The organism is Stenotrophomonas maltophilia group sp. SKK55 (assembly GCF_057179845.1).
This window is the reverse complement of record NZ_JBXUHP010000005.1, coordinates 140,288-152,496: the sequence shown is the minus strand read 5'-3', so window position 1 is coordinate 152,496 and position 12,209 is coordinate 140,288. Positions and strand designations below refer to the sequence as shown.

General features: G+C 66.8%; 10 protein-coding genes. 4 read left to right on the top strand and 6 right to left on the bottom strand.

The genetic code is table 11. The features are described from left to right. Nucleotides 1-2 precede the first annotated feature (2 nt). From ftsE to rhlB, 3 genes are all read right to left on the bottom strand, one after another. Nucleotides 3-689 (bottom strand): cell division ATP-binding protein FtsE, encoded by a 687-nt coding sequence (gene ftsE, locus AC2A1N_RS03695; RefSeq protein ID WP_005419728.1) that lies wholly within the window; start codon nt 687-689, stop codon nt 3-5. Between the two features lie 99 nt (nt 690-788). Continuing rightward, nucleotides 789-1,532, bottom strand: a complete 744-nt coding sequence (locus AC2A1N_RS03690) for a class I SAM-dependent methyltransferase (RefSeq protein WP_061478175.1) — start codon at nt 1,530-1,532, stop codon at nt 789-791. Between the two features lie 165 nt (nt 1,533-1,697). After that, entirely contained in the window at nt 1,698-3,422 is a 1,725-nt protein-coding gene (rhlB, locus tag AC2A1N_RS03685) for an ATP-dependent RNA helicase RhlB (RefSeq protein ID WP_061478176.1), read from the bottom strand. Nucleotides 3,423-3,931: 509 nt separating this feature from the next. On the opposite strand from rhlB, the gene trxA reads away from it, so the two are divergent. The 3 genes from trxA to AC2A1N_RS03670 all read left to right on the top strand — a co-directional run bounded on the left by trxA (nt 3,932) and on the right by AC2A1N_RS03670 (nt 8,004). Continuing rightward, nucleotides 3,932-4,261 carry a thioredoxin gene (trxA, locus tag AC2A1N_RS03680; RefSeq protein ID WP_005411275.1) on the top strand — a complete coding sequence of 110 codons (330 nt, stop codon included), beginning with the start codon at nt 3,932-3,934 and terminating at the stop codon, nt 4,259-4,261. Nucleotides 4,262-4,489: 228 nt separating this feature from the next. Beyond that, the gene (gene rho, locus AC2A1N_RS03675) at nt 4,490-6,220 is read left to right on the top strand and encodes a transcription termination factor Rho (RefSeq protein ID WP_061478177.1); all 1,731 of its coding nucleotides are present in this window, start codon (nt 4,490-4,492) and stop codon (nt 6,218-6,220) included. Nucleotides 6,221-6,429: 209 nt separating this feature from the next. Continuing rightward, nucleotides 6,430-8,004: a sensor domain-containing diguanylate cyclase gene (locus tag AC2A1N_RS03670; protein ID WP_484371513.1), complete on the top strand. Its 1,575-nt coding sequence runs from the start codon at nt 6,430-6,432 to the stop codon at nt 8,002-8,004. Nucleotides 8,005-8,043: 39 nt separating this feature from the next. Here AC2A1N_RS03670 and AC2A1N_RS03665 read toward each other — a convergent pair whose 3' ends face one another. Further along, nucleotides 8,044-8,946, bottom strand: a complete 903-nt coding sequence (locus AC2A1N_RS03665) for an energy transducer TonB (protein ID WP_242889919.1) — start codon at nt 8,944-8,946, stop codon at nt 8,044-8,046. A gap of 80 nt (nt 8,947-9,026) precedes the next feature. Continuing rightward, on the bottom strand, nt 9,027-10,757 hold the full coding sequence (gene aceK / locus AC2A1N_RS03660; protein WP_242889917.1) for a bifunctional isocitrate dehydrogenase kinase/phosphatase: 1,731 nt from the start codon (nt 10,755-10,757) through the stop codon (nt 9,027-9,029). Between the two features lie 243 nt (nt 10,758-11,000). Between aceK and AC2A1N_RS03655 the strand changes: the two genes are divergently transcribed. After that, complete coding sequence (locus AC2A1N_RS03655; protein ID WP_229298487.1) at nt 11,001-11,738, top strand: KilA-N domain-containing protein; 738 nt, start codon at nt 11,001-11,003, stop codon at nt 11,736-11,738. A 75-nt stretch (nt 11,739-11,813) separates the two neighbouring features. Here AC2A1N_RS03655 and AC2A1N_RS03650 read toward each other — a convergent pair whose 3' ends face one another. Next, nucleotides 11,814-12,173, bottom strand: coding sequence for a hypothetical protein (locus tag AC2A1N_RS03650; protein WP_005419760.1), 360 nt, complete (start codon nt 12,171-12,173; stop codon nt 11,814-11,816). Between the last annotated feature and the right edge of the window lie 36 nt (nt 12,174-12,209).

Here is a 12,209-nt window from a genome sequence, read left to right as displayed (position 1 = left end):
GGTTACTCCGCCAGGTCCTGCGGCGAGATGTCATCCACCAGCCGGCCGTGGTCGAGGATCAGCACGCGCTTGCGCATGCGGCGCAGCAGCGGCAGGTCGTGGCTGACCACCAGCACGCTGGTGCCGCGCGAGGGCAGCTCGGCGAACAGGGCCATGATCTCCGCCGCCAGGGTCGGGTCGAGGTTGCCGGTTGGTTCATCGGCCACCAGCAGCTTGGGCTCGCCGACGATGGCACGGGCGATGCCGACGCGCTGCTGCTCGCCGGCCGACAGCTGCGAGGGCAGCGCCTTCTCGCGGTGGCCCAGGCCCATGCGCTCGAGCACTGAACGCACGCGCTTGTTGATGTCGCCACGGCGGGTACCACGCAGGATCAGCGGCAGCGCCACGTTCTCGGCAATCGAGCGGTCCATCAGCAGGCGGTGGTCCTGGTAGACCGCCCCCACCGCGCGTCGGTGGCGCGGCACGTCGCCGCCGCGCACCTTCAGCAGGTTGCGCTCGTCGAACACCACCGCGCCGCGGCTTGGCCGCTCGTCGAGGTGGATCAACTTGAGCAGCGTACTTTTACCCGCACCGGAATGGCCGGTGACGAACAGCATCTCGCCCGGCGCGACCTCGAAGCTGACATCGGTCAGTGCCTCGTGGCCACCGGCGTACTGTTTGCTGACATTGTCGAAGCGCAGGACACTCATGCCCCGATTATGCAGGACCGGCGCGACGGATCGGTAGCGCCGGGCCATGCCCGGCGGAATCTTCGATCCGCCGCTACGTCCGCCCGACCTGCGCTGGCGCTACCCCTCCCTGCGGGCGTGCAGTACCACCAGCGCGTTGTTGTCCCGGTATTCATCCCAGAAGCCGGGAGGCCGGCCCCGGCACTCCGCCGCTGTCGGCGCCGGCACCCGCCACTGCAGCCCGGGCAGCCCCGCGCGGGCTGCCGCCTGCTCATGCTGGTCCGCACGCCATTGATGGTCGGTGACGCGTGCCACGGCCGCACCGGCGAACTCCACCTCTACCAGGTGATGGTCATTCCGGGCCTGCTGCCGGACGATGCGCGCGCCGTAACGCGAAAAGTCACCGTTGGCCAGCCGGAAGGCAGGATGGGTGACGATGCCCAGCAGCCGACCGCCCGGTTTGAGCACGCTCGCTGCTGCCCGGTACATGCGCTCCAGTTCCTGCAGCGTATCGGCATGGTTGAACAGCCAGACCGCCACGGCAATATCAAAACGGGCTGGCAGGTCCAGCCGGGTCGCATCGCCGTGCAGGAACTGCATGGCGTCACCACCCTGCGCCGAAAGCTGGCGCGCCTGTTCGATCATCGCTGCGGACAGATCGACGCCGAGGGCGCTTCGTGCACCGTGAAGCAGAAGGTGACGGCCGAAGTCACCGGAGCCGCAGGCCAGGTCGATGACATCCCGCCCCTGCAATGGACCGGCCAGCTCCAGCAGCGTCCGGCGTTCCAGCGGACGGGACGCAGAGGCCGCCACGTGCTGTGCGTAGTGCAGATCGAATGTGTCGTAACAGGGTACGGATGCCATCGCGTGACTCCTCCGGATGCAGGAGGAATCAGCTTGGCTGCAGGCCGGCAGGCGCGGCCAGAGTCAGACGCGACAGGGTTTCCTGGCCGGCGACTGCGCTGCATGCCGGCCAGCGGCCGGCACTACCCTGCAATGCCACCCGACCAACGGCCGGGTGCTACTGGATCAGCTGCCCGACAGCATCCGGCGGATCTTGCGGCCGATGCGGGTCAGGAACGAATCACCGGTATCGACCGCGGTGCGCACCGGCTTGGCCACCACCTGCACCGGGGTGACCGGGCTGGCGCCATTGCCGGCTGTGGCCTGCACGCCTTCGGCACCTTCGACCGGACGGCCGTGGCGACGACGACGACGCTTGCGCGGCTTGCGCTCGCCATCCACCGCACCTTCCGGCGCACCTTCGGCACGCGGCGGGCGCGGCGGGTGCGGAGCCTGGGCGACAGCGGCTTCAGCACCTTCCACCTGGGCAGTTGCGGCCTGCTCGCCTTCCACGCGCGGCTTGCGCGGGCCGCGCGAACGGCGTTCGCCGCTGCGCTCGCCGTCACGGCCACCACGACCACCACCACTGCCGGAACGACCGCCACTGCGGCCACCGCCCCGACGCTCTTCCTCGGCGGCGCGGGCTTCGCGCGCTTCACGGAAGATCTGGCCGACGCTTTCGTTGTCCTCGCCTTCCTCGCCTGCAGCCGGGGCCGGGCGTTCCGGGCGCGGCAGCGGGGTCAGCAGTTCCTTGGTGACCGGCTCGGAGGGAATCTTCTGCTCGATGTAGGCCTCGATGTCCGGCAGGCCCATCGCGTAGCGTTCGCAGGCGAAGCTGATCGCATCACCCTCTTCGCCCAGGCGCGCGGTACGGCCGATGCGGTGTACGTAGTCTTCGGCATCGAACGGCAGGTCGTAGTTGTAGACGTACTTGATGCCGTCGATGTGCAGGCCGCGCGCGGCGACGTCGGTGGCCACCAGGATTTCCAGCTGGCCCTTCTGGAAGCGGTTGAGCAGACTCTCGCGCTTCTTCTGCGGCACGTCGCCGGACAGCACGCCGACGCGATAGCCGGCCTTTTCCAGCGAGCGGGCAACGCGCTCGACGAACACCTTGGTGTTGACGAACACCATGGTCCGCGCGCCTTCGCTGCGCGACAGCAGGCCCAGCAGCAGCGGGATCTTCTCGTCGTCGGCCGGGAAGTAGATGCGCTGGCGCACGCGGGCAGCGGTGATGGTCTCGGCTTCGACCACCAGCTTCTGCGGCTCGTTCATGTGCTCGTAGGCCAGCTCCAGCACGCGATGGCTGAGGGTGGCGCTGAACAGCAGGGTCTGGCGGATGGTGCGTTCCGGCATGCGGCGCAGCAGGAAGCGGATGTCCTTGATGAAGCCCAGATCGAACATGCGGTCGGCTTCGTCCAGCACGCAGATCTCGCAGGCATGCAGCGAAACCACCTTGTGCTGCTTGACGTAGTCGATCAGGCGGCCCGGGGTGGCGATGATCACGTCCACGCCCTGCTGCAGCAGCTCGCGCTGCTTGTCGTAATCCACGCCACCGTAGACCAGCGCGAAACGCAGGCCCAGGTCGGAACCGAACTTCACCGCATCCTTGTGGATCTGGATGGCCAGTTCGCGGGTCGGGGCGAGGATCAGGGCGCGGGGGTCTTCCGGCTTGCGGTCGGCCAGCGCCGGACGGGTCAGCAGGCGGTTCACGACAGCGACCAGGAAGGCCAGGGTCTTGCCGGTACCGGTCTGGGCCTGGCCGGCAACATCACCACCGGGCAGCGCGACCGGCAGGGTCAGCGCCTGGATCGGGGTGCAGCGGGTGAATCCGGCTCCTTCAAGGCCGGCCTGCAGGGCCGGGTGCAGCTCGAAGGAGGAGAAGGTCAAATCGGTCAGCGGTTTGTCGCTCATGAGTCCGTCTTGGTATGGCCGCCGGCCCTTGGGGCGGCTGGCACTTCAGCGTCTAGGGGAACCGTCGCAAACTGCGGCCCCTGCGGCGGGTTGGCAGGCCGGGACCCCTCGGTCCGTGCGCCGCACAATGTCCCAGTTTAACGCACTCGGGCAGGCAAACCGGAATGCCGCGTCTCACGGCGCCCAGAGACGCCACCTTCACCCAGCCACACCGGACTTGAACGGCTTGCACGGAGGCGCTGGTGTCGCCCACTGCCAGCCCCATCTTCAGGAAGACAGTGAAATCCGACACATACCGGCCATCGAAGCGATCACGATACGCTGGGTTCCAGACGGCGCCTGTCCCTGCCCCGCGATAGGGGTACACTGCCGGCCGTGAGCGTCCAGGCATCCCGCCGAACGCACCGCGGCAGTGCGCCGCGAGGCAACGACGAGGGTCGCGCCACCGGGCAAGGCCCAGTTCACCCACCTCCGGCATGGCCGGGTGCAATCCAAGACGAGAAACCAAGATGAGCGACAAGGTTGTACATGTCGGCGACGCCGACTTTGATAGCGCAGTGCTGAATTCCAAGGAACCGGTGCTGGTCGATTTCTGGGCCGAGTGGTGTGGCCCCTGCAAGATGATCGCCCCGGCGCTGGACGAGCTGGCCGATGCCTACCAGGGCCGCGCCAAGATCGCCAAGGTCAACGTTGACCACAACCGTGCGCTGGCCGCGAAGTACCACGTGCGTTCGATTCCGTACCTGGTCGTGTTCAAGGATGGCGAGAAGGTCGGCGAGCAGATCGGTGCGGTGGGCAAGGCCCAGCTGGCCGGCCTGCTGGACAAGGCCCTGGCCTGATCCTGCCGGTCTCCGGCAGCCGCCGAGCGCGGCTGCCGGCGGGCGCACCACGCCCATGATGAATGCTGTTCCCGGCGACCCTTGCATGGCGCCGCAGGCCGATGATAGTGTCGGCATATCCGGCCGCGTTCGCGTGCCGCACCCTCTGGACGCAGTTTCTTCCAGACCCATTCCCAACGTTCGCCGCCCCAGCCGGGCGCTCGCACCTTCAAGCGAGGAATAACGCTCTTGTCCGATAACACTTCCGAAACCGGCAGCGCTGATGCGCCCGCCGAAAAGCGCGTGCGCAAGCCCCGCGTGAGCAAGGCCGCCGCCCCGGCAGCCGCAGAAACCAGCGCCGCTCCGGCGCAGCCGACCCTGCCGCTGGCCGCCGCGCCCGAAGCACCTGCGCCGAGCGCGCCCGCCGCCGAGGCCCCCGCCAGCAGTGGCGGTGGCGAGGGTGGCGAGGGCCGCGAATCCGGCCAGCCGCGGCAGCAGAATCACCAGGGGGGGGGCCAGAACCAGGGCCAGAACCCGTACAACCAGAGCGGCCAGCAGGGCCAGGGGCAAGGTCAGGGCAACCGCCGCGACCGCTTCCGCAACCGCCGCGACCGTGACCGCAACAACCGCTTCCGCGACGATGGCATGTCCAATGACGGCGGCGAACAGCAGCCGTTCGTGCCGCGCCCGCACGCCAACGTGCCCGAGGGCTTCCCGGTCTACTCGCTGAGCGACCTCAAGCGCATGCCGGCACAGAAGCTGCTGGAAATCGCCGAACAGCTGCAGATCTCCGAAGGCGTGGCCCGTGCCCGCAAGCAGGACGTGATCTTCGCCCTGCTGAAGGTGCTGACCCGCCACGGTGACGGCGTCGCCGCCGATGGTGTGCTGGAAATCCTGCCGGATGGCTTCGGTTTCCTGCGCGCGGCCGAAGCCAGCTACCTGGCCGGCCCGGACGACACCTACATCTCGCCCAGCCAGATCCGCCGCTTCAACCTGCGCACCGGCGACCACATCTCCGGCCGCATCCGCTTCCCGAAGGACGGCGAGCGCTACTTCGCGCTGAACATCGTCGACACCATCAACGGCGAGCCGATCGAAGCGTCGAAGAACAAGGTGCTGTTCGAGAACCTGACCGCACTGTTCCCGCGCCGCCGCTTCACCCTGGAGCGTGGCAACGGTTCGTCGGAAGACATCACCGGCCGCATCCTCGACCTGATGGCGCCGCAGGGCAAGGGCCAGCGCTCGCTCATCGTGTCGCAGCCCAAGGCCGGCAAGACGATGATGATGCAGCAGGTCGCCACCGCCATCACCACCAACCATCCGGACGTGCACCTGATCGTGCTGCTGATCGACGAGCGCCCGGAAGAAGTGACCGAAATGCAGCGCACGGTGCGCGGCGAGGTCATCAGCTCGACCTTCGACGAGCCGGCCGCGCGCCACGTGCAGGTGGCCGAAATGGTCATCGAGCGCGCCAAGCGTCTGGTCGAGCACAAGAAGGATGTGGTGATCCTGCTCGACTCGATCACCCGCCTGGCCCGCGCCTACAACAACGTGGTGCCGAGCTCGGGCAAGGTGCTGACCGGTGGCGTGGACGCCAACGCCCTGCACCGCCCGAAGCGCTTCTTCGGTGCCGCGCGCAACGTGGAGGAAGGCGGCAGCCTGACCATCATCGCCACCGCGCTGGTCGACACCGGCTCGAAGATGGACGAGGTGATCTACGAAGAGTTCAAGGGCACCGGCAACAGCGAAGTGCACCTGAGCCGTCGTATCGCTGAAAAGCGCGTGTTCCCGGCCATCGACATCAACCGTTCCGGTACCCGCCGCGAAGACCTGCTGATCGAACCGGAACTGCTGCAGAAGATCTGGATCCTGCGCAAGCTGCTGCATCCGATGGATGAAATGGCCGCGATGGAATTCCTGCTGGACAAGATGAAGAACACCAAGTCCAACGACGAGTTCTTCGGTTCGATGAAGCGCTGATCCGCGCCATTGCATCGAAAAGAACCTGCCGCCCGCTGCGGCAGGTTTTTTTTTGCCTGCAGGGCGACCTGCTTCACTTTGCCGCCGCTGACTTTTGGCGATAATTCGCCCCATACCCTGCCCGGCCCCAAGGGCGTGGCCACCGATTCCCGCTGTCGCCCCTTCCGGAGAACCGGTCGGGTCCAGCCTCCTGCCGGATCCGTCGACGCATGCGAACGCTGTCCACCCGCCTCAACCTGGGCAAGCTGATCCTCGCCCTGGCCCTGCTCAGCGCCATCATCGCCCTGGCCAATACCCTGCTGGCCAGTTACCGCGTGCAGCGCGACCAGCTGGTCGGCAACACCCTGGAAGCCAACCGCGTCTATGCCACCAAGCTGGCCGAGACCACCCAGAACTTCCTGCTGGCCGCGCAGCAGGAGCTGGCCTACGCCGCCACCCGGCTCGGCCAGAGCAACCTCGATCCGGCACAGGCGCAGGATGAGGCCAGCCGCCTGCAGCTGCAGACCAACAGCTTCAACTCCTCGCTGGTGGTGGATGCCGACGGCCTGGTGATCGCCACCTCGCCGCAGACCCTGCAGCTGCAGGGCGAGATCCTGCACAGCGCCGGCAACAACGCCGCACTGGCCGCGCGCCAGCCGATGATCAGCGATCCCTACCAGTCGACCACCGGCAAGCTGCTGGTCTCGCTGTCGCACCCGATCTTCGATCGCCAGGGCCGCTATCGCGGCTACGTCAGCGGCACCCTGTACCTGCGCCAGCGCAGTGCGCTGCACACGCTGCTGGGCAAGCACTACTACCGCGACGGCTCGTACCTGTACGTGGTGGACCGCAATGGCCGCCTGCTGTACCACGCCGATGGCAAGCGGGTCGGCGACTACGTGGTCGGCAACCCGGCGGTGAAGGCAGTCGTGCGCGGTGAACGCGGTGCGCAGCAGGTCCGCAACAACCTGGGCGTGTCGATGCTGGCCGGCTATGCGCCGGTACCGGCCACCGGCTGGGGCATCATCGCCCAGCGGCCGACCGAGGCCACGCTGCAGCCATTGTCGCGGTTGATGACCGCGGTGATCTGGAATGCGATCCCGCTCGGCCTGCTGTCACTGCTGGTCACCTGGTGGTTCGCCCGTCGCATCTCGATGCCGCTGTGGCAGCTGGCGCGGAACGTGCAGGGTGGCGAGGACACCGGCAACGCGATCAGCCACGTCAGCGGCATCCGCGCGTGGTACTTCGAGGTGGCCCAGCTCAAGCAGGCGGTGCTGCACAGCTTCAACGCGCTGCAGGACCGCATCGGCACGCTCAGCCGCGCCAACCGTACCGATCCGCTGACCGGCCTGCTCAATCGCCGCGGCCTGCAGCAGGCGCTGGATGCATTGCAGGTGCAGGGCATTCCGTTCGCGATCCTGGCGCTGGACATCGATCGCTTCAAATCGATCAACGACAGCCACGGCCATGACATCGGCGACGCCGCCATCGTCCATATCGCCGACCAGATGCGCCGCTACTCGCGCGACAGCGACATCCTCTGCCGTGCCGGTGGCGAGGAATTCCTGCTGCTGTTGCCGGGCATCAGCACCGACTCTGCGCGCCAGGCCGGCGAGCGCCTGCGCCAGCACATCGCCGATCATCCGTTCGAGCCGGTCGGCACCATCACCGTGTCACTGGGCGTGGCCCACTTCCCCAGCTTCCATGTCGATGCCGAGCAGGCGCTGCGGCTGGCCGACAAGGCCCTGTACATGGCCAAGGAACAGGGCCGCAACCGGGTGGTGGTCTACCCGTACGCGGACTGAAAAGCGGCCGGCCTGGCCGACCGCTTCACCGCGCCGGGCTCAGCGCTGCGCCAACGGTGTCAGCAGGCGCAGGCCGCGCTGGGTGCCATCGACCATGTACACGCCCCCGGCCGGCAGCAGATCACTGCCCGCCTGTTCGACGGCATCCGGCTTGCGCCACGGTGCGGCCTGGCGCGGGCCGGGGATGAAGGCACGCCAGCGGCCATAGTGCTCAGGTTGGGCATTGCCGTTGCTGCCGGTGTCGCTGTTCAGGGCGAAGTTCACCAACACGCGCACGGTCCAGAAGTCGCGCGTGCTGTTCTCGCCGGTGGTCGGCGGGACGAAGGTCCACTTGCGCGCGCCGCTGATGCTGGCCTTGGCGAGCAGGTCGCGCATCTTGGCCAGGGTCCGCTCCGGCGCGACCACGGTCATGTTCACCTGTTCGGCAATGACGTCGGCCACGGTCCCATCGCGGGCTACCTTGACCAGCAACAGCACATCACCCTGCCCACCACTGCGGAAGACATCCTCGGGGTAGCGCGGTGGCGGCATGCTCTTCCGGGTCACCGAATCGGTAGCCTTCGGGTCATACTCACTGAAGTCGACACTGGTCATGCTGACCTGGTAGCTGCCGTCCTCCTGCTGCTTGCCACGCAGGCGCACCCGCAGTGGTGCGTGGACCGCCACCGGCTTGCCATCGCGCAGCGTCGGCTCGAACTGCCAGCCACGGATGGTGCCCTCCACGAATGAGGCGATACCCGGTGCGAGCATCGCCTGCTGGTCCAGGACCAGCGCGCTGACCGAACCATCGGCCGCCACGTCGATACTGCCCGACAGCGCCATGCTCATCTCGGCGGTGGCACGCACGGCGCGCGCGTTCTGGGCGACGGCATCGGCTGGCAGCAGGGGGGCACCGGCGGAGAACGCCAGGGCCAGGGCAAGGAACAGGGGGGAACGCATCATTGCCGGATCCGTGGTGATGAAGTGAGCACCGAGCGTACCGCAGTCCAGACCGGACCGGCACGCGCTTCACGCCACGCCGTTCAGGCCAGGCGATGGGCCGCCGCGTAGGGCGGCGTATCCGGATAATCACCTGCGGCGAAGCGCACCTGCAGGCCCTGCCACCACGCAGGATCGAACAGGTGCCGGTAGTGTTCCCGCACTGCCGCCAGTTCGCTGGCGGGCAGGCACATGAACGGGCCGAAGCGCTCGGGAAACACGTCGCGTGGACCGACATGGAACCAGGGTTCATCGGCCATGGCTTCCTCCGGCGTACGCGGCTGCGGCCAGGCGCGGAACACGCAGTCGCTGACCAGGCACAGCTCGTCGTAGTCGTAGAAGACTGCCCGGCCATGCCGCGATACGCCGAAGTTCTTCGGCAGCATGTCGCCGGGGAAGATGTTGTTGCGCGCCATGTCGGTGATCGCCTGCGCGTAGTCGAGTACCGCTGCGCGCACCGCCTCGCCCCCCTGCTCGCGCAGGTACAGGTTCAATGGACGGAAACGACGCTGTACGTAGCACAGTGCGACTTCCACATGGTCGCCATCGACCCGCACGGTCTGCGCGCATTGCTGCAGCAACTCCTCCAGCAAGGCCGGTGCGAAGCGGTCGCGCGGGAAGCGCAGGTGGCGATACGGCTGCGCATCGAGCAGGCGGCCGACGCGGTCGAGGTTGAACACCAGCGCGTACTTCTCTTCCACCTGCTGCCGCGACATCGCCTTGGGCCAGGCGAAGCGGTCGCGGATCAGCTTGAACACCAGCGGATAGCTGGGCAGGGTGAACACCGCCATGACCATGCCAGGTGTTCCTTCGGCGGGCACCAGCCGCTCCTGCGGATGTTCGTTGAAGTGGCGGAAGAAGGTCCGGTAGCGCTCGGTCTTGCCTTGCTTGGCACGGCCCAGAACGGTGTAGATCTCATCGATGGGCTTGCCTGGCAGCAGGCTGCGCAGGAACACCACCGCATCGCCCACCGTGGCAAGGTCGGCCTGGAAATAGCTGCGCGACACGCCGAACAGGTGGGCGACGTCGCGGCGCCGGGTGAGCACCGCGTCGGCACGCAGTCCACGCTCATCGTTGACCAGCGCGATCACGCAGGGTGAGAAGCGGTGCTCGCCGAACACGCGGCCCACCAGGTAGGCACGGCGCTCGCGATAGAACACGGTGTCCAGCAGCTCGATGCTGCGCACCGGCGTATCGCCCCAGTGGGCCAGATCATCCTGCAGGCGCACGGCGATGGCCGCCGCGCAGCGCAACTGGTGCGCATACGGAATGTCGAAGCGGTAATCGGCCAACACGCGCTGCAGGGCCTCCACCGGCCGCGTCGGTGAAACCGCGTAGGTATGCCGCGCGACCGGATGGGTGATCGCATCGGACGGCTCGACGTCAAAGGCGATGAACTCCAGCGCCGGGTCCACGCCACGGGTGGAGAACAAGCGCCGCGACAGGGTGTTGTAGAACGTCTTGTACAGTTCGGCGTCGATCAGCCCCCGCAGCAATTCGCTGTAGCGTGCATGCACCTGCAGCCACAGTGCGCGCTCCCCGACCGCTTCGCCGGCAAGGCGCCGCAGTGCATCCATCTGTTCGGCAATGCACAGGTCGTACAACGCGATGCGCTCGACTGCATCCCGGCGCGCGCCCGCCCAGTCGCGCTGCTCGAAACGCTGCCGCGCGCGGGCGGTGATCGCCGCAAAGCGGGCGTGGTACTGCTCGAAGCCAGCGTGGATGGCACCAGCGATGCGCGACGCCAGCTCGGCATCGATATCAGGCTCGGACATGCAGGACTCAGCCGGGAGGACCGGCTTCACCATACGCTGGCGTGGGGTGGCTTGTGTAGGGCCGAGCCCATGCTCGGCTTGGTTCACCGCAATCTGCCCGAAGAACAGCCAAGCGTCGGCTTGGCTCTACAGGAACGGCGTCGCTACGCGCCGCAACAAACGCAACGATTCCTACAGACCCGGTGCCCCTCTGCTGCCTACCCTTTCAGGCCCAACCACGGCACGAGGTGACGCATGCAGCAAATGACCTTTATCCCACGCGTGGAAGAAGGCAACGTGATCCCGCAGCGTGCCCGCGATGGCTACATCAGCGCAACCGCCCTCTGCCAGTCCGTCAACAAGCGCTGGTCCGATTACCGGGCGCTGAAATCGACGGAGGAGTTCCTGCAGGAGCTTACCGTCCAGACCGGTCTGGCCGAGCATGAACTGATCCACGTGGTCTCCGGCGGGAATCCGACCATGCAGGGCACCTGGATCCATCCCTATCTGGCCATCAACCTCGGCCAGTGGCTGTCGCGCAAGTTCGCAGTGAAGGTCTCGCAGTGGGTGGTGGAATGGCAGCAGGGTCGCGCCAATGCGTTGCTCCCCGTACACATCGATCGCTACATGCAGAACCGTGCGAAGGTGCCGTATACCCATTTTTCGATGCTCAACGAGCTGACATTGAACCTGATCGCACCGCTGGAGCAGGCAGGCTATACGCTCCCGCAGGCGCTGGTGCCGGACATCTCCGAAGGCCGCCTGTTCTGCAAATGGCTGAGGGATCATCGCGGCGTCAACACCGACGCACTGCCCACGTATGACCACGCCTACCCGGACGGCCGGACGGTGCAGGCCAAGCTGTATCCCAACGAGTTCTACGAGGATTTCCGCCGCCATTTCAACGAAGTGTGGCTGCCCCAGAAGGCGCAGACGTACTTCGCCAAGCGCGACAGCGAAGCGCTTTCGTTCGTGACCACGCTGCTGCTTCCACCGCAGTGAAAGCAGCGCCGAACGCGCTCGGCTGCTTCGGCTGAAAGCAGCCGAGCATGGCCCGGCTCTACAGGAGCAGATGGCTCAGATCGCCAGTTCGGCCTCCACGTCCTGCACCTTGCGCCGGGCCAGCGCAAGGTTGGACTTGGTCCGGTCCAGCACGATGTAGAAGAACAGTCCCTTCTTCTTCGCGACCGGTCGCATGATGTGGTACGCCTTGCCCAGCGAGATCAGGATATCCTCGATGCTGTCATTGAGGTTCAACGAGGCAGCGGTCTTCATCTTGGCCCGGATCACTTCGGTGTTGCCGGCGGCGGCCACTTCCATGTCCATGCCGGCACCGGCTTCGCCCAGCAGCATGCCGCTTTCGTAGTCGACCAGCGCCACTGCCTGCGCGCCGTCGATGCCCATCAGTGCGTTCAACGATTCATTCAATCCAGCCACGTCGCACCCCTTGTCGATGTTGGTTCGAGCCCCTCG

Excerpts from the sequence above, each read along its gene's own strand:
- ftsE (WP_005419728.1), bottom strand. The coding sequence starts at position 689 with ATGAGTGTCCTGCGCTTCGACAATGTCAGCAAACAGTACGCCGGTGGC.
- AC2A1N_RS03690 (WP_061478175.1), bottom strand. The coding sequence starts at position 1,532 with ATGGCATCCGTACCCTGTTACGACACATTCGATCTGCACTACGCACAG.
- rhlB (WP_061478176.1), bottom strand. The coding sequence starts at position 3,422 with ATGAGCGACAAACCGCTGACCGATTTGACCTTCTCCTCCTTCGAGCTG.
- trxA (WP_005411275.1), top strand. The coding sequence starts at position 3,932 with ATGAGCGACAAGGTTGTACATGTCGGCGACGCCGACTTTGATAGCGCA.
- AC2A1N_RS03670 (WP_484371513.1), top strand. The coding sequence starts at position 6,430 with ATGCGAACGCTGTCCACCCGCCTCAACCTGGGCAAGCTGATCCTCGCC.
- AC2A1N_RS03665 (WP_242889919.1), bottom strand. The coding sequence starts at position 8,946 with ATGATGCGTTCCCCCCTGTTCCTTGCCCTGGCCCTGGCGTTCTCCGCC.
- aceK (WP_242889917.1), bottom strand. The coding sequence starts at position 10,757 with ATGTCCGAGCCTGATATCGATGCCGAGCTGGCGTCGCGCATCGCTGGT.
- AC2A1N_RS03655 (WP_229298487.1), top strand. The coding sequence starts at position 11,001 with ATGACCTTTATCCCACGCGTGGAAGAAGGCAACGTGATCCCGCAGCGT.